General features: G+C 70.9%; 21 protein-coding genes. 10 read left to right on the top strand and 11 right to left on the bottom strand.

The genetic code is table 11. The features are described from left to right. The first annotated feature begins 15 nt into the window (after positions 1–15). Together CLV43_RS31220 and CLV43_RS31225 are read left to right on the top strand one after the other, a co-directional pair. Entirely contained in the window at positions 16–933 is a 918-nt protein-coding gene (locus CLV43_RS31220; protein WP_106191613.1) for an NADP-dependent oxidoreductase, read from the top strand. A 1-nt stretch (position 934) separates the two neighbouring features. After that, positions 935–1,849: an AraC family transcriptional regulator gene (locus tag CLV43_RS31225; protein WP_106191615.1), complete on the top strand. Its 915-nt coding sequence runs from the start codon at positions 935–937 to the stop codon at positions 1,847–1,849. On the opposite strand, the gene CLV43_RS31230 is transcribed toward CLV43_RS31225, so the two are convergent. Continuing rightward, positions 1,813–2,781: an SDR family NAD(P)-dependent oxidoreductase gene (locus CLV43_RS31230; protein ID WP_245887124.1), complete on the bottom strand. Its 969-nt coding sequence runs from the start codon at positions 2,779–2,781 to the stop codon at positions 1,813–1,815. The two genes, CLV43_RS31225 and CLV43_RS31230, sit on opposite strands and share 37 nt — an antisense overlap. Before the next feature lie 80 nt (positions 2,782–2,861). On the opposite strand from CLV43_RS31230, the gene CLV43_RS31235 reads away from it, so the two are divergent. Beyond that, positions 2,862–3,719: an EamA family transporter gene (locus tag CLV43_RS31235; protein ID WP_106191942.1), complete on the top strand. Its 858-nt coding sequence runs from the start codon at positions 2,862–2,864 to the stop codon at positions 3,717–3,719. A gap of 7 nt (positions 3,720–3,726) precedes the next feature. Here the strand turns inward: CLV43_RS31235 and CLV43_RS31240 are convergent, their stop codons facing one another. Further along, complete coding sequence (locus CLV43_RS31240) at positions 3,727–4,503, bottom strand: class I SAM-dependent methyltransferase (RefSeq protein ID WP_106191617.1); 777 nt, start codon at positions 4,501–4,503, stop codon at positions 3,727–3,729. 48 nt (positions 4,504–4,551) lie between these two features. On the opposite strand from CLV43_RS31240, the gene CLV43_RS31245 reads away from it, so the two are divergent. The 3 genes from CLV43_RS31245 (at position 4,552) to CLV43_RS31255 (ending at position 8,064) form a co-directional block, all read left to right on the top strand. Beyond that, entirely contained in the window at positions 4,552–5,133 is a 582-nt protein-coding gene (locus CLV43_RS31245; protein WP_106191618.1) for a TetR/AcrR family transcriptional regulator, read from the top strand. Positions 5,134–5,353: 220 nt separating this feature from the next. Beyond that, entirely contained in the window at positions 5,354–6,484 is a 1,131-nt protein-coding gene (locus CLV43_RS31250) for a serine hydrolase domain-containing protein (protein WP_106191620.1), read from the top strand. Positions 6,485–7,293: 809 nt separating this feature from the next. After that, positions 7,294–8,064, top strand: a complete 771-nt coding sequence (locus CLV43_RS31255) for a DUF1963 domain-containing protein (protein ID WP_106191621.1) — start codon at positions 7,294–7,296, stop codon at positions 8,062–8,064. A 213-nt stretch (positions 8,065–8,277) separates the two neighbouring features. Here CLV43_RS31255 and CLV43_RS31260 read toward each other — a convergent pair whose 3' ends face one another. Next, on the bottom strand, positions 8,278–8,736 hold the full coding sequence (locus tag CLV43_RS31260) for a MarR family transcriptional regulator (RefSeq protein WP_106191623.1): 459 nt from the start codon (positions 8,734–8,736) through the stop codon (positions 8,278–8,280). Positions 8,737–8,957: 221 nt separating this feature from the next. On the opposite strand from CLV43_RS31260, the gene CLV43_RS31265 reads away from it, so the two are divergent. Continuing rightward, complete coding sequence (locus CLV43_RS31265; RefSeq protein WP_106191625.1) at positions 8,958–9,854, top strand: helix-turn-helix domain-containing protein; 897 nt, start codon at positions 8,958–8,960, stop codon at positions 9,852–9,854. A 13-nt stretch (positions 9,855–9,867) separates the two neighbouring features. On the opposite strand, the gene CLV43_RS31270 is transcribed toward CLV43_RS31265, so the two are convergent. The 7 genes from CLV43_RS31270 to CLV43_RS31300 form a co-directional block, all read right to left on the bottom strand. After that, positions 9,868–10,344 (bottom strand): YkvA family protein, encoded by a 477-nt coding sequence (locus tag CLV43_RS31270; protein ID WP_106191627.1) that lies wholly within the window; start codon positions 10,342–10,344, stop codon positions 9,868–9,870. 19 nt (positions 10,345–10,363) lie between these two features. Beyond that, the gene (locus CLV43_RS31275; RefSeq protein WP_106191628.1) at positions 10,364–10,573 is read right to left on the bottom strand and encodes a hypothetical protein; all 210 of its coding nucleotides are present in this window, start codon (positions 10,571–10,573) and stop codon (positions 10,364–10,366) included. A gap of 36 nt (positions 10,574–10,609) precedes the next feature. Next, the gene (locus CLV43_RS31280) at positions 10,610–11,845 is read right to left on the bottom strand and encodes a glycosyltransferase (protein ID WP_106191630.1); all 1,236 of its coding nucleotides are present in this window, start codon (positions 11,843–11,845) and stop codon (positions 10,610–10,612) included. Between the two features lie 256 nt (positions 11,846–12,101). After that, a complete protein-coding gene (locus CLV43_RS31285) occupies positions 12,102–13,625 on the bottom strand; it encodes an FAD-dependent oxidoreductase (RefSeq protein WP_170156096.1) in 1,524 nt (507 codons plus the stop codon). Beyond that, positions 13,622–14,605 carry a ferredoxin gene (locus CLV43_RS31290; protein WP_245887125.1) on the bottom strand — a complete coding sequence of 328 codons (984 nt, stop codon included), beginning with the start codon at positions 14,603–14,605 and terminating at the stop codon, positions 13,622–13,624. Before CLV43_RS31290 ends, CLV43_RS31285 begins: the two co-directional genes overlap by 4 nt. 51 nt (positions 14,606–14,656) lie before the next feature. Further along, entirely contained in the window at positions 14,657–15,424 is a 768-nt protein-coding gene (locus tag CLV43_RS31295) for a DUF4142 domain-containing protein (protein ID WP_106191634.1), read from the bottom strand. A 1-nt stretch (position 15,425) separates the two neighbouring features. Continuing rightward, positions 15,426–16,031, bottom strand: a complete 606-nt coding sequence (locus tag CLV43_RS31300) for a hypothetical protein (protein ID WP_106191636.1) — start codon at positions 16,029–16,031, stop codon at positions 15,426–15,428. Positions 16,032–16,208: 177 nt separating this feature from the next. Here CLV43_RS31300 and CLV43_RS31305 point away from each other — a divergent pair, with 177 nt between their 5' ends. Both CLV43_RS31305 and CLV43_RS31310 read left to right on the top strand, forming a co-directional pair. After that, a complete protein-coding gene (locus tag CLV43_RS31305) occupies positions 16,209–16,772 on the top strand; it encodes a sigma-70 family RNA polymerase sigma factor (RefSeq protein WP_106191637.1) in 564 nt (187 codons plus the stop codon). Between the two features lie 4 nt (positions 16,773–16,776). After that, the gene (locus tag CLV43_RS31310; protein WP_106191639.1) at positions 16,777–17,514 is read left to right on the top strand and encodes an anti-sigma factor family protein; all 738 of its coding nucleotides are present in this window, start codon (positions 16,777–16,779) and stop codon (positions 17,512–17,514) included. Between the two features lie 3 nt (positions 17,515–17,517). Here CLV43_RS31310 and CLV43_RS31315 read toward each other — a convergent pair whose 3' ends face one another. Next, positions 17,518–17,859, bottom strand: a complete 342-nt coding sequence (locus CLV43_RS31315) for a DUF742 domain-containing protein (protein ID WP_106191640.1) — start codon at positions 17,857–17,859, stop codon at positions 17,518–17,520. A gap of 435 nt (positions 17,860–18,294) precedes the next feature. On the opposite strand from CLV43_RS31315, the gene CLV43_RS31320 reads away from it, so the two are divergent. Continuing rightward, positions 18,295–19,179 (top strand): ABC transporter ATP-binding protein, encoded by an 885-nt coding sequence (locus CLV43_RS31320; protein WP_106191944.1) that lies wholly within the window; start codon positions 18,295–18,297, stop codon positions 19,177–19,179. Positions 19,180–19,297: the final 118 nt, after the last annotated feature.

The raw sequence follows: 19,297 nt of genomic DNA on the forward strand, positions 1-19,297 counted from the left end.
ACCAAGGAGAAAGTCATGCGCGCTGTCCTCCAGACCGCTTTCGGTGGACCCGAGGTGCTGAAGGTCGCGGAGGTCGACCGCCCCGCGCCCGGTCCCGGCGAGGTTCTGGTCAGGGTGCACGCGGCCGGTATCAACCCGGTAGACGCGCTCGTCAGGGCCGGGGGCTACCGGCTGCTGGGCGAGCCGCCGTTCGTCGTCGGCTGGGACGTCTCCGGCGTGGTCGAGCAGGCCGCCGGCGGGTACCAGGTCGGCGACGAGGTCTACGGGATGCCGCGCTTCCCCGGTGCCGCGAACGCCTACGCCGAGTACGTGACGGCGCCCGCCGACGAGCTGGCCCGCAAGCCCGTCTCGCTCGACCACGTGCACGCCGCCGCGCTCCCGCTGGCGGTGCTGACCGCGTGGCAGGGCCTCGTGGACGGGGCCGAGATCACCGAGGGCCAGCGGGTGCTGGTGCACGGAGCCGCGGGCGGTGTCGGCCACCTCGCGGTGCAGATCGCCAAGGCGCACGGCGCCCACGTGATCGCGTTGGCGAGCGCCGCGAAGCACGAGTTCGTGCGCGGGCTCGGCGCCGACGAGGTGGTCGACTACCGGAGCACCGACTTCACCACCGTGCTCGGCGACCTCGACGTCGTGTTCGACTCGGTCCGGCAGTCCGACCGCTCGCTGACCGTCCTGCGGCCCGGCGGGACGCTCGTCACCATCAAGGAGCAGACCGACGAGGAGCTGGCCGCGCGGGTCACCGCGGCCGGTCGGCGGTTCGTCGGCACGAGCGTCGTCCCGGACGGCCCGGCGCTGGCCGCCGTCGCCGCGCTCGTCGACCAAGGGCGGATCCGGGTGCACGTCAGCGAGGCGTTCACCTTCGCCGAGGCCGCGAAGGCGCACGAGCTGGTCGAGTCCGGCCACACCACGGGCAAGATCGTGCTGACGGTCTGACGTGGACGTGCTCGCCGAGGTGCTGGAGTCCATGCGGACCGGTCGCCCGTCGTCGGTGCGGACCGACGGGTACGCGCCGTGGGGGCTGGGCGTCCGGGGCACCGGCTTCCACGTGGTGCTGCACGGCGGGTGCTGGCTCGTGCCGCTGGACGGCGCCGCGCCGACCGCGTTGGCGGAGGGCGACGTCGTGTTCCTCGCCGAGGGCGACGGTCACGTGCTCGCCGACGACCCCGCCACCCCGGCCTCGGACATCGCCCCCCAGTGGGTCAGCCCCGGCTCACCGGTCGGCGTGCTCTCGTTCGGCGGTGGCGGGCCGCGCACCCGGATCCTGTGCGGCCGCTACCACCTCGACCACGGCAGGCGGCACCCGCTGCTCGGCATGCTGCCCCCGGTGATCCTGCTGCGCACCGGCGGGCACCCCGAGCTGACCGCCGCCGTCGGGCTGCTCGGCTCGGAGCTGGACCGACCGCGTTGCGGGTCGGAGAGCGTCGTCGCGGCGCTGATCGACTCGCTGCTGCTCTACATCCTCCGCGCCTGGCTGGAGTCCACGCGGGACGAGGGCGGCTGGGCCTCGGCGCTGAGCGACCCGGTCGTCGCCCCCGCCCTCGCCGCCATGCACCACGACCCGGCGGCACCGTGGACCGTCGAGTCCCTGGCCCGGCGGTCGGGTCTGTCGCGCTCGCCGTTCGCGAAGCGGTTCGCCGCGCTCGTGGGCGAACCGCCGCTGACCTACCTCACCCGCTGGCGGATGTCCGGCGCGGCCCGGCTCCTGCGCGAGTCGGACGTGCCGCTGAGCGCCGTCGCGAGCAGCGCCGGGTACGGCTCGGAGTACGCGTTCGCCAAGGCGTTCAAGCGCGAGTACGGCGTGGCGCCGGGCCGTTACCGGCGGCACGCCGCGGTGGCGGACCGGCAGTAGGCCCAGAGGGCCTGGCGGTCCACTTCGGACTCCTTGCCCCACGGGAGGTAGTGGGTGGGCCGGACCCGCCGGTCGTGCCAGAAGCGCCCGGTCTCCCGGCCCGCCTCGGCGGACGCGGCGAGCCAGACGACGGTGTCCGCGCCCTGCTCCGGTGTGCGCAGGAACGGTTTCGCGAGCTGGTGGAACCTCGGCAGCGACGTGCTCACGCCGGGGGTGTCGGCCCAGCCGGGGTGCATGCTGTGCACCACCACGGCGTCCGTCCTCAGCTCCTCGGCCCACAGCTCGGCCAGCACTACCTGCATCCGCTTCACCCGCGAGTACGCCTTCGCCCCGGCGAACTCGCCCTCGCGGTACTCCGGGTCGTCCATCCGCAACGGCTGGCTGTACATCCCGCCCGACGACACGAACAGCACCCGCCCGTCGGCGGACGCGCGCAGCGCCGGGGCGAGCAGGTCGGTCAGCAGGAACGGCCCGAGCACCGCCGTCGCCAACGCCACCTCGTGCCCGTCCGCGGTCTCGGTCCGGCTCGGCGGCAGCACACCGGCGTTGTGCACCAGCACGTCCACCGGTCCGGTGAGCCCCTCGGCGAACTTCCGCACGTCGGCCAGGTCGCTGACGTCGCACCGGTCCACGCGCACCTCCGCGCCGGGCACCCGCGCCAGGATCTCCGCCCGCGCCTTCTCGCCCTTGGCGGTGTCCCGCACCACCAGCCGCACGATCGCGCCCAGCTCCGCCAGACCGGTCGCGGCCGCCTTGCCCAGCCCCGAGTTCGCCCCCGTCACCACCGCGACCCGGCCGCGCAGCGCCCCCGCGGGCGGGTCGGCGGGCCAGAAGTGCTTGCGCGCGGTGAACCCCAGCACCGAGTAGCCGGGCGCGATCGCCCGGTCCAGCACGCTGTCCACCACGCCCGCCACCACACCGGTCACCGTCACGCGTCCGACCGTAGTTGCCGGATGGGAGGGTCGCCGGACGACCGGGTCGGGTGGCGGCCCGCGGTGCGAGGGGGTGCGCGGTGTCGGTGACCGTGGTGGTCGTGGTGCTGGCGTCGGCCGTGCTGCACGCGACGTGGAACGCGCTGGCGCACGCGACCGGGGACACGCTGGCCGGGTTCGTCCTGCTCTGCCTGGGCAGCCTGGCCTGCGCGCTGCCGCTGGTGGTCCTCGCGCCGCCGCCCGACCCCGCCGCGTGGCCGTTCATCGCGGCCTCGGTCGTCCTCCAGGTCGCCTACCAGGTGTTCCTCCTCCAGGCCTACCGACTCGGCGAGTTCGGCCAGGTGTACCCGCTGGCCAGGGGCACGTCGCCGTGGGTGGTGGCGGTCCTGTCCGCCACCGTGCTCGGCCACCCGCTGCCCGCGCACCAGTGGGCGGGCGTCCTGACCCTGTCGCTCGGCCTGGTGGTGCTCACCCTGGCCCACGGCGTGCCCGGTCGTGGCCACCTGCCCGCGTTGGCGGCCGCGTTCGGCACCGGCCTGATGATCGCGGCCTACACCGTGGTCGACGGCAGCGGCGTCCGGCACGCGGACAGCGTCCTGGGCTACATCGGCTGGGAGTTCCTGCTCCAGGCGCTGCCGCTGCCCCTGTACGCCCTCCTCCGGCACCGCCGGGCGCTGCCGCCCCGGCTGCGCGCCGCGGGTGGTCGGGCCGTCGTCGGCGGAGCGCTGTCGGCGGTCGCCTACGGCCTGGTCGTGTGGGCCCAGAACCGCGAACCCGCCAACCTGCCCGCCATCGCCGCCCTGCGCGAGACCAGCATCGTGCTCGGAGCGGTGATCGGCGCCGTGGTGTTCCACGAGCGGTTCGGCCGGGTCCGGCTGGCCGCCGGCGGGCTGGTCGTGGCGGGGATCGTGCTGCTGGAGCTGGTGGGCCGCGGCTAGGCGGGCCTCAGACCCGCACCGCGGCCACCGCCACCGTCGTGTACCGCATCGTGAACCCGCCGCCCATGCCGTCGATGGCGGCACCCGCGGCGTCCAGCACCTCGGCCAGCTCCGCCGCGGGCAGCCGCGTCAGCACCCCCGTGGTCGGCAGCAGGTCCAGCCACTCCTCCCGCGTGTAGTCCCGCTCCCACTCGTAGGACCACCGCTCCGGTTCCCCGAACCCGCCGACCTCGCGCATCCCGTCCGCGGCCTTGGCGCACATCGCGTCGTAGGCGTCCATCGCCCGCCTGGGCAGAGCTGCCTGGGGGACCGGCATCACGCGCTGGAACACCGACGCGACGGCCTCGGCGACCGGGGCGGGCGGGTCGAACACGTGCCAGAACGGGACCAGCAGCCCGCCGGGTCGCAGGACCTCCAGGGCACGCGCGGCACCGGCCACCGGGTCGACCCAGTGCCAGGCCTGCCCGGCCGCGACCACGTCGAACGCACGACCGGCCGCGTCCCACGTCTCGAACGTCGAGACCTCCACGTCCAGGCCGGACCGGCGCGCGTGCTCGGCCATGCGCTCGTCCGGCTCGACCCCCAGCACGGTGCAGCCCGCGTCGCGCAGCTGGCGGGCCTCGATCCCCGTCCCGCAGCCGACGTCGAGCACGTCCGCGCCCGCCGCGGCGATCCGGGCGATCAGGGCTTCGGGGTAGGCGGGGCGGGTGCGGTCGTAGCGCGCGGCGTCCTCGCCGAACGACTCGGCGACCTGGCGGAACCGGTGGGGCTCTACAGTGGGCATGTGCCCACCCTAGTGGGCAAGCGCCCACTAGGGGAAGGTGCGACCACGGTGCCGACAGGCGTGCACATCCGGGACGCGCGGCAGCAGCTGTTCGACGCGGCCGAGCGCGTGCTGCTCCGCGACGGCCCGAACGGGCTGACGAGCAGGGCTGTCACGACGGAGGCGGACGTCGCCAAGGGCGTGCTGCACCGGCACTTCGCGGACTTCGACGACTTCCTCGCGGAGCTGGTCCGCGACCGCATCGCCCGGATCGCCGACCAGTCGGCCGCCCTGCTGGCCGCCGCGGGCACGCGCACCGTCGTGGACAACGTGGCCGACGCCCTGACCGACCTGTTCGGCTCGGTCGCCGTCGCCGTCGTCAGCCTCCTGATCTTCCGCGACGAGCTCCGCGCCCGCCTGCGCGCCACCAGCCCGACCGGTCTGCCGCTGCTCACCGAGGCGGGCGCGATGCTCACCGCCTACCTGGCCGCCGAACGCGACCTGGGCCGCCTCGACGCGGACGCCGACGTCGAGGTCCTCGCACCCACCCTCATCGGCTCGGGCCACCTCCTGCACGCCGACCGCGAAAGCAGCCGCCCGGACGCGGACGCCGTCCGCAGGTACGTGAGAACAGTGCTCGGCGAGCGATGACATTTCGGCCCGGCGCGTGTCCTACCTAGGGCGTGTGTCGAAGTCTCGTTCGATGGGAGTCGCGCCTGAGGTGGTTCCTGGCGGTGCGGCCGTCTGGTCCGCATACCGCTGTTGTATGCGGGTCAGTCGGCCGTGCCCGCAGGGGCCGCGTCAGGCCCGGCTACCGCGAACACGGACTTCGATGCACGCCCTAGGACAGCACACGTGAGAGGCGGATCCGATGAAGACCCTGCACGACACCCTGAAGGCCCACGTTGGCGACGGCAAGGCCCCAGGCGCCGTCGCCCTGGTGGCCCGCGGTGACCAGGTGGAGGTCGAGGTGGTCGGCTCGGTCGACGTCGAGGGGTCCGCCCCGATGGCGCGCGACACGATCTTCCGCATCGCCTCCACCACCAAACCCGTCATCGCCGCCGCCACCATGCTCCTCGTCGAGGACGGCCGCATCGCCCTGGACGACGCCGTCTCCCGCTGGCTCCCCGAGCTCTCGTCCCCCATGGTCGTCCGCACCCCCGACGCCCCCGTCGACGACCTCGTGCCTGCCGACCGCCCCATCACCCTCGAAGACCTGCTCACCTTCCGCGCGGGCTACGGCTTCCCGGCCGACTTCTCCCTGCCCGCCGTCGCCCCGCTCTTCAGCGAGCTCACCCAAGGCCCACCGCAGCCCCAGAAGGTCACGTCCTCCGACGACTGGATGGCCGCCCTCGCCCGCGTCCCCATGCTCCACCAGCCCGGCGAGGCCTTCCTGTACAACACCTGCTCCGACATCCTGGGCGTCCTGCTGGCCCGGATCTCCGGCCTACCGCTGCAGGACTTCCTCACCGAACGCCTCTTCGACCCCCTCGGCATGCCCGACACCGCCTTCTCCGTCCCGGCGGACAAGCTCGACCGCTTCACCTCCTACTACCAACCCACCGACACCGGCACCACCCTCCTCGACACCCCCACCGGCCAGTGGAGCACCCCACCCGCCTTCCCGTCCGGCGCGGGCGGCCTCGTCTCCACCGTCGACGACTGGCACGCCTTCGGCCGCATGCTCCTCGACGACGGCGCCAAACTCCTCAGCCCCGACTCGGTCCGCCTCATGACCACCAACCACCTCACCCGCTCCCAACGCGAAGCCGGCGCGATCTTCCTCGAAGGCCAGGGCTGGGGCTACGGCGGCTCAGTCGACATCGACCACACCGACCCCTGGACCATCCCCGGCCGCTACGGCTGGGTCGGCGGCACCGGCACCACCGCCCACATCACCCCGTCAACCGGCACCATCGCCCTCATGATGACCCAGCTGGCCATGACCTCCCCCACCACACCACCGGTCATGCGCGACTTCTGGCAGTACGCCAGCGCCTGACCGCACGGCCCCCAACCGCCCAATTGCCTTGACACCAAAGCAAACCACCCACCCAGGCCACGACACCGCAGAGGGTCCGGCGACGCCGGAAACGACCACGGCCGCGCCCGCTGTCGGGAGGGGGGACCACGCTGGCAGCAAGGGCAAGTCGCGCAACGACACTGGAAGCGAGCACCAGCGCACCCACCGTCAGGGAGGGAAGGGGAGGGAGGGGCAACGACGCTGGAGCAACAAGCAAACGCCCCAACAACGTCGGCACCAAGGGGCAGGTCACCCAACGACGCTGGAAGCGAACAAACACCCCAACGACGCTGGAAGCAGCCAGCTAGCTACCCAACGACGCTGGAACAAAAGACAAGTCGCCCAACGACGCTGGAAGCGACCGAACCGGCCCAACGCTGCTGGAGCAGTCAGCCGGCTACCCGACGACGCTGGAAGCGGCCAACAAGCGGCCAACAAGCGGCCAACAAGCGGCCCACGACGCTGGAAGCGAGCGGTGCTCGTCCGCTCGTGCGGTCGGCTTGACTTGGGGTTTTTGGGCTTAAAATTGGTCGGCGGGCAGGCTCTACCACCTGCCCTTTTTCGCCCGACGAAGCCCAAAAAAGGGGCCCCAAGTCAAGCCGACCGCACCTAGGTCCGCTGCAGCGATACCCCGTAGTCCGCTGTAGCGACACCCTCGGAGTCCACGGCACCGACACCCCTGGAGTCCGCGGCACCGACACCGGGCGACCCCCACTCCACCCACCCACCAACACACACATGAAACTTCGTCACTTTTTTGTCCGTCGAGTGCGGCACACTGGCGGGCCATGAGCGCACTGGACGAGTTCCGCGAAGCGGCCCGGAAGCAGGACGTGCCCGAGCACGTCGTCGACCGCGCCGTCGCACTGGCACGTCCCAGCCTAGAACTCTTCGTGCTCTCCGGCACCAACGGCTTCAACGGTTCCGCTGGCGCACCCGGTGCACCCGTGGGCCAGTACCTGGGCAACCCGTACCTTCCCGACGACGTGGAATGGTCCGGCTACCCCGACTTCGTCGCCTCGGTAGACCTGTCAGCGGTTCCGGTGGGGGAGCTGGACATCCCGTTGCCGGAGGACGGGCACCTGCTGTTCTTCGCCGACCGCCGCACCCCTGACTGGGAACCCGACGTCCACTGCTGGGTCGTGTACGTCCCGGCGGGCACGCCGACCTCCGAACGGGTCCCAACCCCCGAGCACCTGAAGTACACCAGGGGAGCGCGGCCGCTGGTGGCGAGGTTGGACCGGCACGTGCCGGACTTCAACAACACCATCGCTCTCGGCGCCGAGGTCAGCGGGTTGTTCGACGAGCACCTGCTGAGCGTCGACGGGTGTCCCGCCACCGCCAACGAGCTCATCATCGGCGGCTACACCCACCCCATCCACGAGGACCCGTGCGAGTGGCCCGACACCCGTGCCGACGCGGAAGTCCTGCTCGCCCAGTCGTTCTTCCCCTACCTGGACGACCCCGGCCGCTGCGGGGCGTACTGGCTGATCACGCACAAGGACCTGGCCGAGCGGAACTTCGCCAACGCCCGGCTCCGCGAACAGCACTACCTCTGACCCGTCGCGAACCCCTGCCAGGGCAACCTTTCCGGCACCGCCGGTGGTGCGCAGGCGACCTGGGCCACATCGGACTCGTCCACCCGTGGCTCGACCCTGCTCCGGCACCGCTGATCCGGCCTCGGCGCGGCGTCCCCGGCGTTATGCGGACGCGCACCGCTGGTGTTGTTCCACCACCGACCCGTCACCCCTCGCGACGCGATGACAGCCGGGTCAGCGCTTTCCGCTCTGCTTGCGTTCGGTCAACCGTTCGGTCTGCCCGCGCAGGATCGCGACGGTGCGGACGACGTAGTCGTCGATCACGGCCTGCTCGGCCGGGGTGTAGCGGGTCGCCATCCGCCGCATGGCGGCGGCGAGCTCGTCGAACAGTCCACTGTGGGCGCTGATGCCCGAGTCGGTGCTGCCGACCAGGATCCTCCTGCGGTCGTTCGGATCGACCTCGCGCCGCACCAGTCCCGCGGCCTCCAACCGGTCGATCATGCCGGTGACCGCGCCGGGGGTGAGGCCGATCTCCTTGGCGAGGGCGCCCGCGGACAGCGGTCCGCCGCGGATCAGCGCGAGCGCGCGCTGGTCACCCGCGCTGACACCGAGGTGCTGCCCCACCGCCTCGTGGAACATCACCACCGCCGTGCTCAGCTCGCGTCCGAGGTCGACGCCCCGATCCTCCGCCATGCCCGGCACTTTACCTCCGGATATATTTTAGTACAGTGAATTAAAACATCTGGGGGAAGACCGGCATGGGGACGCACGAACGGCCATGCGATCGCCTGGTGGGTCGGCCTGCTCAAGCAGATCTTGACCGCCTGTCACGACTGCTCCACAGGTGATCCCTTGGAGTGGAAAACCAGGCTCAGCAGTGGTTTCCGGGCCGACGAGCGCTAGTTTCGGATGTCATGGAAGCAGACCTGGACACCGAGCACTACGCACGGCTGACCACCGCGCGCAGCCGGGAGCTGGGCCAGGAACTCCACCTGGCCCGCAAGCGCGCCAACCTCAAGGCGACCACGGTCGCCGAGGAGCTGGGGTGGTCGGCCGGGAAGCTCAGCAAGCTGGAGAACGGTTGGCGCACAACCACCTCCTGGGACTACGGCACCCTGCTGGGCAAGCTCGGCGCCGACCAGCGCACCAGGGAACGCGTTCAGCGGATCGCGTCCGAACAGGACGTGGGCCAGTTCGTCCGCGCCCACGCGGACCGGCTGTCGGACAACCTGCTGTGCCTGACCATCCACGAGCGGGCCGCGCGGACCATGCACAAGTACGAGCCCATGGTGATCCCTGGTCTGTTGCAGACCGAGGCCTACGCACGGGCGGTGATGCTCGCCCACGAGGGCCTGTCGGAGGAGGAGCTGGAGCTGTTGGTGGCGGCCCGGATGGACCGCCAGTCGGTGCTGACCGGACAGCACTCGCCGGACACCACCTTCTACATCCACGAGGTGGCGCTGCAGGTGGTCGTCGGAGGCCCTCGGGTGATGCACGACCAGATGATGCGGCTGGCCTTCATGTGCGGCTGGTCGCGGTTGCGCCCTCGCGTGATCCCCATGGCGGCGGGCGGCCACTGGGTCCTCGGCCACGCGTACAACCTCATGACCTTCGAGAAGCACACGAAGCCGGTGGCCTACGCCGAGAACGACGTCTCGACCGTCTTCGCGGAGGAGGAGGTCGCCATCAAGCGCTTCGAGAGCAAGAGCAGGCAACTGGCCGCGTTGGCCCTGGACGCGGAGCAGTCGTTGGCCATGTTCAGCCGCTGGGCCGACATCTACGACCGCCGAGCCGACTCCGCGGTCGCGTGAAGCAGACCCTGGGCTAGCGGGCGGGCGGGACGTTCTTGCGTTCGCGTTCGTAGCTCAGGTACATCCCGGCGGCGGCCGACACGCTGGTGAGCAGCCACACGGCGACACCGGCGTCGTCGGTGACGCCGATGATGGGCAGGAACTCCGGCAGGACGTCGATCGGCGACACCAGGTACAGCAGCGCGAACCCCCACAGCGCCATGCGCCCCTTGGGAAGCCCGGCGTAGCCCTCCTTGCTGCGCGCGGCCCTGAGCAGCCTCGGGAGGGCGCGGGCGCGTTCGAAGACGTTGCCGACCGGCTCGGGTTCGCCCCTGGCGGCGCGGCGGCGTCGGGCCCGTGCCTTCCGGAGGAAGCCCAGGGCGATCGACAGCGCGCCGATGACGAGCAGCGCGATGCCGACCGTCGTGGGGGCGACGCCGAGCACGTCGGCGTCGCGGAAGACCAGCGTCACCAGCGCCAGGAGGACCAGCAGACCGCCGAAGAAGACCATGGGTCAACTTTAGGGGTTCTCAGCTCCGTCCGTCGTTTACGGCGATGAGGGTCAGGGCGACGGCGCACAACAGGCACGCCGCCGCCGTGACACTGCGCCAGAGGGCCGAGTCGCCGACGGCGAGCCAGCCGTTCCACGCGGCCAACGCGAGGAAGACGATCGCCAACAGGATCAGTGCTTTGGGCAGGCGGGGGCGTCCCGTGCTCGGCAGGTCGCCGCGTCGGCTCATGCACTACAAAGCGTTTCAGAGCGCCCCGGCGTTACGTCAGGCCGGAACACTCCAGCCAAGGGGCTGTTCGGACTCGTCGTTGTAGCCCACCCAGTGGTTCTCGTGGAAGACGGCGTGCTCCGCCGTTCGGCCGAACGCGATCGAACGCGACCCCAGGGCCCGCACGGTCTCGGTCGCCTGCCGGTCGAGCAGCACGTCGATCTGGGAGCCGTCCAGCTCCTCGATCTCCTCCCAGAACGTCAGCACCCGGTTCACGTACAGCGGCACCAGGTGGTCCCTGGTCGTCTCCAGGTCGCCGTGCGCCACACCGGCCACGGCGTCGGCCAGCAGCTCCGGCCACTCGTCCGTGCCCACCCGCAGCCCCCACGGAGCCGCCTGGAGGTCGCGCGCGGACGGGAAGAGGTCGCACACCCCGCTCCAGTGGTCACCGAGGTAGCGGCCGACCGACCGGGTCACGTGCGCGACCACGACCGGGTCGGGCCGCACGGAGGCGCTGTCGATCGCGGCACGGGCCACCGGTTCGCGGGGCGCGGGCGGGCGGACCTCGTCGGTGGTCAGCAGGACGTGGAACAACGAGTCGAGCACCTGCTGGGGCAGCCGCAGGATCTTCGGGAACGGCGAGTTGTGCAGCTTGCGCCCCAACGGCACCTCGACCACCCGCAGGTTCTCCCGCAGGGCGTTGGCGGTCAGCCAGACGTCGATGCCGTACAGGTACGAGCTGGCGGGCCGCGCCCACGTGCGGGCGCGCTCGATGAACGCCCGGTTGAACGCGAACTCGCCGCCGATCGGCTGCTGGACGTGCACCCCGTACACCGCGGCCAGCAACGGGCTGGCGAGGTGGTTGGTGGTGTTGGCCTCGAACCTGTTGCGCCGGTAGGCGGGCACCGCGATGGCGGGCTCGTCGCCGTCCACGGCGCGGGCCAACCGGTCGATCCACTCCGGCTCGGTCGACCGGACGTCCGCGTCGAGCAGCAGCACCCGGTCGGCGTCCAGCCGCGCGCCCTGGTCGAGGATCTCGAACACGTTGGTGCCCTTGCCGGTGCCGATCCCGCTGGACCGCACGACCACCTTCCCCACCGTCAGCTCGGTGTCCTCGAAGCGCTCGGCCGTCCCGTCCGTGCTGCCGTTCTCGGCCAGCACCACCACGTTCCCGCCGTCGGGGAACGCGGCCCGCAGGCCCGCGTCCGCGGCGCGGGCCACGGCGGCGACGGTCGTCGCCTCGTTGCGCGCCGGGATCCCCACGACGGTGACACCGGTCCTGTTCGTCGGCATTGACACCACAACTCCCCGAGGTCGTTCGCCTGTTCGGCGGCAAGTCTTCCCCGGAATGCTGAGGACCGGTCATTACCCCAACAGGTCGGGCAGGTGAACAGTGCCGGCACCGGGGAGGTCGGCTGTCGCGCTGGTGCCACGGGACCACCCGCCGTGGACGGACCCGCCCGGCGGGTGGTCGTCCTGTGCCGGAACGGCGGAAGGCCGGGTGCCGTGTGGACATCCACACGGCACCCGGCCTTCCGGGTCCTCTTGACTACCTGGGTGGGCGGGCGCTGCTGCGGCCGCCGCCACCGCCGGAGCGGACCAGCAGCCGCGGTTGGCCGCCGGACCTGGAGCGGATGGTCGGGCCCTGGCTCCTGCGGGGCAGGAAGGCCTCGGCCATGGCGGCCTCCAGCTCGCGCTCCTGGGCCGGGTCGACGTCGATCTCCGGTTCGAACTGCGCGGCGGGCGGAGCCTGGTACTGGGGCTCGGACTGCTGCGGTGCGTACCGGGTCGGCGGTTCGGCCACCGGCTGCTGGACCGGAGGAGCGATCGGGACCTGCTGCTCCTGCGCGACCTGCGGCTGGGGCACGAACTGGGTGCGTTCGGGCCGGGTGATGCCGTTCTGCTGGAACAGCTGCGGCGACAGCCGGATCAGGGCACCGGGGGAGTCGAGGGCGACCATGGCGACGAGCTTGCCGTCCTTGATGAAGCCGGTGATCGTCCGGTGGTCGCCGGTCGGCTGCGACAGCGTGGTCGTGTCCGTGGCCAGCGAGGCCAGGCCCGCGCCCTGGATGCGCATGCCGTACTGCTCGGTCCAGAAGCGCGGGACCGGCGTGTACGGGCGGGAGCTGTCCCGGCCGACCAGGAGGTTCTCGGCCGCGGCGCGGCCCATCTCCACGGCGTTGAGCCAGTGCTCGACGCGGCGCTGGACGCCGCCGAAGCGCAGGTTGGGCCAGCGGGCGACGTCACCGGCGGCCACGATGTCCGTACCGCCGACCACGTGGCAGCTGGGCTCGCACATGAGCCCGTCCTCGAGGACGAGACCGGAGCCGCGCAGCCAGGACACCGAGGGCACGGAGCCGACCGCGAGGACGACGACGGCGGCGAACAGCACCTGGCCGTCGGACAGGTGGATGGCGATGCCGTTGGCCTGGCGCATCCAGTGCAGGATCTTCACGCCCAGCGCGAGCCGGGTGCCCTTGGCGCGGTGCGTGTCGGTGACGTAGTCGCCGATCACCTTGCCGGTCGCGCCGCCCAGCAGCGTGTTGCTGCGGTTGATGATCGCCACGTCGCGGCCCATGCCGCGCACCGAGGCGGCGATCTCGCAGCCGATCAGGCCGCCGCCGATGACGACGACGAGGCCCTGCGTGGTCGCGATCGAGTTGCGGATCGCGATGGCGTCGTCGACGGTCCGCAGCACGTGGACCCGCTCGTCCTGGCGGGGAGCGCCCGGCATGTGCCGGGACTCCACGCCCGTCGCGATGATCAGGCCGTCGTAGCGGACCTCCTCCCCGCCGGGGAGACCCACCATGCGCCTGCTCGTGTCCAACGACTCGGCGGGCACTCCCAGCCGCCAGGTCGCGCCCATCTCGTCACTGATCTTGAACCCCAGCTCACGGGGGTTGAGCTCACCCGTGATGACTTCCTTGGACAGCGCCGGTCTGTGGTACGGCTTGTGCTTCTCGGCCGACAGGATCATCAGCTCGCCGTTGAAGCCCAGTTCCCGCAAGCGTTCCCCGGCCCGCAGCCCCGCCAGGCCACCGCCAACGATGACTACCCGTTCCTCCGCCTTCACCGCACACGCTCCCGCAGTTCGATCGCCCGCATGGGGCAGGACCTGGCCGCCGTGCGGACCTTCGCGAACAGCTCGGGCGAAGGCCTGCGCTCGTAGGTCAACCTGTTGTCCTCGATGAGTTGGAACACTTCCGGTGCCTCGGCCTGGCAGACGCCGTACCTGTGGCACCGGTGGTTGTCGACGCTGACATCCATGGCGTTTCCGCCGCCGGTCGGTTCGGGCTCGAAGCCCGGCTCGGGCTCCATCATCCCGAGTCGCATGAGGATCTCCGCCGGCAGGAACCTCGCGATGGCGATCGTAGCCGTCGGGATCAAGATCGTCAGCCCCGCGAGCCACAGGATCGCCAGGTTCCCGTTGGCGATGGCCCCGAACCAGGAGTGGACGATCGTGATCGTCACCGCGACGTAGGCCATCTGGTGGAACCGCAACCACTTGCGGTACAGGGCCTTCTTGCGCAGACCCACCGTGAAGGCGATGGCGATCATCAGCTCGAGCCCGACGATGCCGAGCGCGTGCCGGAGCAGGCCGCCGTTCACGAAGGGGAAGAGGACCTTGATCAGTCCGAAGTCGATGGTCTTCAACATGGTGAAGCAGAAGGCGTGGAGGCTGCCGAACGCCAGCGCGAGGGTCGCGAGCACCATGTGGGTGTTGCGGAGACCTTGCGTGCCGGTGATCTTGTGGGCCCAGCCGGTGGCGATGAGGACGCCCCAGGCGAGGGTCGCGCACATGGTCGCGTAGGCAAGACGGGCCGAGAGCTGGGCAACGCTCTTCACTCCGGCGTCTTGGTCGGCGCTTGCCTGAGCGAGCAGGAGCGGGACCTGGTTGAACACGTGGAACCTCCGAGAAAACGGCGGGGTGGAGACAGCTCGGGGGACGGGGGCGGTACCCGCCCGCCCTGGCGTGCAGGAGTGTTCACGCCAGGACGGACGGGCGGGTGGAAACAGTTCCGCGATGGAAGTCGTCGTGTCCTCTCGGACCACCTCCCTCCTCGTTCGCGGGGAGCCGGGGTTCGCACCCCGGCACGGCTTCGGTCACTTCACCGAATGCCTGGGTTTCGTCAGGCGCAGCAGGGCGGTCGTGACGACCGCTCCCACCAGGACGATGAGGCCGATCATCAGCGGGCTCGGGCCGTCGGAGGACAGCAGTCCACCGAGGAACCCGGACCGCGCGGCCAGAGCCGGATCGCCGCCGTTCGGGCCCATGCCCGCCATGCCACCCGCGGGGACCGGGTCGGCCAGTCCCTGCGCGTTGACGAGGTTGGTGCTCTCCAGCAGCGTCATGTGCTTCTGCACGATGTTGTTGGAGATCTGGGCGAACTCCCGGATGGCCTCGTTGCCCGTGCCGGCTCGAACCTTAGCGATAGCACCGAACACTTGGCCATGGGCGGCCCGCAACCGGTTCGCGAACGTCTGGTCGAAGGCCGCGCCGTTGAGGCCGCGGAGCTCGTCCATCCACGACTGCTGGTTGGGGTTGGCCACCGACGGCAGCGGCACACCCATCTGCTCGGCCAGCTTCGTCACGCGCTGGTCGAGGAACTGGTGGTCGCTGGCCAGCTGGGCGCCGACCTCCTTGACCCGCTGGGCCTCGGCGCGGGTCTGCGCCTCCTCGCCCATCGGGCCTTCCCACAAGCCCGCTTGGCGGACCTTGACGAGCAGGTCCTTGTCGGACTCGGTGATCACGCCGAGCGGGGTCTGCTGACCGGGCTCGGCGGCGGTCGCGGTGCCGGTCACGGCCACCGCGAGGAAGAACTGGAGTGCGAGCAGCACGCCGAGGAACCGCTTGGGGGACACGAAGGTCACCTCAGTACCCCTCCGCGCCGGTCGTCGGCGTCGTCGCCGCGCCGGTCGCGGACTGGGCCTTGCCGCCCTCGGGGGTGACGACCCACCAGGTGCCGCCCTTGCCCTGGCCGTTGGTGCGGCTGGGGGCCTTGTCGCCGGTGAACCGGTAGAGCGGCCACCCGGCGAGGGTCGCCTGCTTCGTCCCGTCGGCGCGGACGACCTCGCCCACGATCGTCGGGTCCACGCCGCTCACCATGGTGTGCGAGCTGGTGGGGACCGGGGTCCACGTCTTCGCGCAGTCGCCCTCGCAGGCCGACTTCGGGGGCTTCGCGGTGTCCTTGTCGTAGCGGTAGAGCGCGTAGCCGTCCCGGTCGGCGACGAACCAGCCGACGTCCTTGGACTCCGTCGCCGAGAGCTGCAGGGTGGTCTCGCCACCCGCGCTGCCCTTCTTGGGGGACTCCCCCGTGCCGCCCGCCGTGCCCGCGGCGTTGCCGTTGGGGGCGGCGTCGTAGCCGGGGTCGGTCGAGGGCCCACCGGTCGCGGCGGGCACCGCGCACGCGCTGGCGAGGACGAGGGCGGCGGCTGCGGGAACGAGCAGCAGCGGCCGCCTGACATGTCGGCTTCGCATCACGTGGGTCCCTTCTCTCCTGTCCGGATCCGCCGATCGGCCTAATGGGCTGGAGGTGCCCCCAGGCCAATGTGGCGGATACCTAGGAGTACGGTCCGGCCTGGATGAAGGTTCACAAACGATTCGAAAACTTTTCTTCCGCCAAAACTCTCGACTAGAAGGCGAACTCAAGCCAAGATGCGTGACGTGGCGCGGCACAGACGTACGCAAACCGAGCGTGATCAGATGTGGCAACCGGACGGAAGTCTGGAAGACGAACTGATCCGACGGCTATACCAAGAATTCGGTAGTCCCCTGCTGGGACATGCCATGCGGTTGACCGGTCACGACCGGCAATGGGCAGAGGACATCGTGCAGGAAACGCTCGTCAGAGCCTGGCGCAACGCCGAGAAGCTCGAGCGCGACCCGGTGCTGCTCCGATCGTGGCTGTTCACGGTGGCTCGACGCCTGGTCATCGACGACCGGCGCAAGCGCAGCGTGCGACCCCAGGAGTCCCAGTTGACGCCGTCGGACGAGGCTCCGGTGCGTGACGAGGCGGACCGCACGCTCTCCGCGATCGTGGTCGCGGAAGCGATGAGCGGCCTGACCGAGGAGCACCGGGAGGCTATTCTCGAGACGTACCTGCGCGACCGGACCGTCGGCGAGGCCGCCGAGGTGCTCGGCGTACCCGCGGGTACGGTGAAGTCCAGGGTTTACTACGCACTTCGCGCCCTTCGGCGGGCACTGCAGGATCGGGGCTGACCAGGTGACAGCGCTGCCGGACCACATCGACGTGGCGGCGTATGTCCTCGGTGTCCTCGACGAGGACGAGGTCGACGCCTTCGAGAACCATCTCGCCCAGTGCCGCAAGTGCGCGCTGGACCTGAAGGACTTCGCCGTTCTGCCCGACCTTCTGGACGAGGCTGACCAGGCAGGACTCCTTCGGGGGACCGCGGGGGAACGCCCCGACGGTCGCTCGGTTCGCGCGATGTTGGACTCGGTGTCGATCGACCGCGGGCGCAAGAGGCGCAACTACGCGTTGGCGGCCGCAGCGGTCGCCGTGCTCTTGATGGGTGGCACCGCCGCCGCCACCGTCAAGCTCACCTCCGGCAGCGGCAACACCTCGAACGTGGCCCAGAACACGCAGAGCCCGCCGAAGCAGTCCGCGGTGGCCAACAACGAGACCGACGTGTTCCAGGAGCTCAGCCGCTCCGACCCCAAGACGGGGCTCAAGGCCAAGATCCACGCCCGTCCCGAGGCGTGGGGCACGTCCATCGAGTTCGAAGTAGAGGGCGCCAAGGGGCCCGGCCGGTGCGAGCTGGTCGCCCTGACGCGCGACGGGGGCACGATGCCCGTGACGACGTGGCTGGTCGGCGCACCCGCGCTGAACGGCGACAAGGCCCCCGTCCAGCTGGACGGAGGCCTTGGCATGCGGTGGAACGAGATCGCCGCGTTCGTGGTGCGCGACAGCAGTGGTGCGACCCTGCTGAACATGCCCACCTGAGTCCTACAGGTTGCGCAGCCCCGCCAGGACCCTCTCCATCAGCGCGGTCGACGGCCGGTTGTCCCTGACCCCCTCGTTGCGGTGCACGGTGATCAGGCTCAGGTCGGACATGTCCGCCAGCAGGACCCTCACCACCCCCAGTGGAAGCCTCAGACGTGCGGAGACCTCCGCCACCGAGTGCGGGTCCCGGCACAGCGCGCTGATCGTGCGGTGCTCCAGGGTGTCGGTCATGGGATCCCGTTCGACCTCGTCGTTCGTGGTCACGATGGTCTCGATGTCCAACGTGACGTTCGAGCGGGTTCGTCCGCCGGTGAGGGCGTAGGGGCGGACCCTGAAGTCGTTCATCGGTATCTCCGCGGTTGTCGACGGGTGTCGGCAGCCCCGGGATCACCGAGGCCATGGCACTGTACGACCTCGGTGACGGAGAGTCCCGGACTTCCCATTCCTTGGCATGTCCTCGCCAGCGATGTCACGGATCGTGATCTTCCGTCACAGCCCCGGATTAGGGCATTTAAAGTCTATTTAAGGATCGACCAAGTTTTATTTATTGCTACTTCGGAGTTCAATCCACGGATCGTGGTCGTGACAGCGGGTCCAATTCGCATCCCGTCCACTCCTTCCTACCAGTTCGATTCGCGGGTTTCCTTTTACGATGCAGACCCGTGTCCTCCCCGTTAGACCACTGTGGATCTTCGTGACCTGCGGGTTGACAATTGTCATCCGGGATCGGTGACGTCGGGGCACTACTGGACCACTTGGTCCTGCCCCAGGCTGGTGTCCATGACGACGGTGCTGGACGTGCAGGGGGTGCGCCACCGCTACGGCGGGACGGTCGCGCTCGACGGGGTCGACCTGCGGGTCGGCGCGGGGGAGTGCGTCGCGCTGCTCGGGCCCAACGGGGCGGGCAAGACCACCCTGGTGAACCTGGTGGTCGGCCTGCTGGCCAGGCAGGCGGGGACGATCGCGATCGTCGGGGGCGACCCGCGCGCCGCGGCCTCGCGGCGGGAGCTGGGCGTGGTGCAGCAGTCGCTGGGGTTCCCGACGACGTTGAAGGTGCGCGAGCTGGTCGTGGGGGCGGCCGTGCGGGCCGGACGACCGCGCTCCGCCGCCGGGCCGGTGCTCGCGGAGCTGGGGCTGGCCGAGCTGGCCGGGCGGCGGGCGGTGAAGCTGTCCGGCGGGCAGCGGCAGCGGCTGCAGCTGGCCATGGCGCTGGTGGGCGACCCGGCGCTGCTCGTGCTGGACGAGCCGACGGTCGGGCTGGACGTCGCCGCCCGCCGCTCGTTCTGGGGGATCGTGGCCGCCCGGTGCGCCCGCGGGGTCGGGGTGCTGGTGACCACGCACCTGATCGAGGAGTCGGCCGGGGTGGCCGACCGGGTCGTGGTGGTGGACAAGGGGCGGGTGCTGGCGTCGGGGACACCGGACGAGCTGGTCGCCGTGCTGCCGGACCGGACGATCGTGGCGACGTCCTCGTTGGAGGACTCGGTGCTGGCCGGGGTGCCGGGGGTGCTGTCGATGACGCGGGAGGGGCGGTGGGTGCGGCTGCGGACCCGCGAGCCCGAGGCCGTGTTGAGGGTGCTGCTGGCGGCGGATCCGGGGTTGGGGGACCTGCGGGTGGAACAGGCGGGGCTGGAGGAGGCCGTGGTGAGCATCGGGGCGGGGGTGTGAGGGTGCGCTCCGCGGACCGACCGGTGCGCACTCGTCCGTCCACACCAGACCGGTCGGTCTGCCCGACTTCCGGTTCCGGTGGTGGAACCGGGGAACCGTTGGGCGGTCTGGTGACGTC

Source organism: Umezawaea tangerina (assembly GCF_003002815.1).
GTDB classification, from domain to species: Bacteria; Actinomycetota; Actinomycetes; order Mycobacteriales; family Pseudonocardiaceae; genus Umezawaea; species Umezawaea tangerina.

Coding starts and splice junctions, on each gene's coding strand:
- CLV43_RS31240 (WP_106191617.1), bottom strand. CDS start 4,503: ATGCCCACTGTAGAGCCCCACCGGTTCCGCCAGGTCGCCGAGTCGTTC.
- CLV43_RS31300 (WP_106191636.1), bottom strand. CDS start 16,031: ATGCGAAGCCGACATGTCAGGCGGCCGCTGCTGCTCGTTCCCGCAGCC.
- CLV43_RS31250 (WP_106191620.1), top strand. CDS start 5,354: ATGAAGACCCTGCACGACACCCTGAAGGCCCACGTTGGCGACGGCAAG.
- CLV43_RS31320 (WP_106191944.1), top strand. CDS start 18,295: ATGACGACGGTGCTGGACGTGCAGGGGGTGCGCCACCGCTACGGCGGG.
- CLV43_RS31260 (WP_106191623.1), bottom strand. CDS start 8,736: ATGGCGGAGGATCGGGGCGTCGACCTCGGACGCGAGCTGAGCACGGCG.
- CLV43_RS31265 (WP_106191625.1), top strand. CDS start 8,958: ATGGAAGCAGACCTGGACACCGAGCACTACGCACGGCTGACCACCGCG.
- CLV43_RS31315 (WP_106191640.1), bottom strand. CDS start 17,859: ATGAACGACTTCAGGGTCCGCCCCTACGCCCTCACCGGCGGACGAACC.
- CLV43_RS31305 (WP_106191637.1), top strand. CDS start 16,209: ATGCGTGACGTGGCGCGGCACAGACGTACGCAAACCGAGCGTGATCAG.
- CLV43_RS31220 (WP_106191613.1), top strand. CDS start 16: ATGCGCGCTGTCCTCCAGACCGCTTTCGGTGGACCCGAGGTGCTGAAG.
- CLV43_RS31275 (WP_106191628.1), bottom strand. CDS start 10,573: ATGAGCCGACGCGGCGACCTGCCGAGCACGGGACGCCCCCGCCTGCCC.
- CLV43_RS31270 (WP_106191627.1), bottom strand. CDS start 10,344: ATGGTCTTCTTCGGCGGTCTGCTGGTCCTCCTGGCGCTGGTGACGCTG.
- CLV43_RS31255 (WP_106191621.1), top strand. CDS start 7,294: ATGAGCGCACTGGACGAGTTCCGCGAAGCGGCCCGGAAGCAGGACGTG.
- CLV43_RS31280 (WP_106191630.1), bottom strand. CDS start 11,845: ATGCCGACGAACAGGACCGGTGTCACCGTCGTGGGGATCCCGGCGCGC.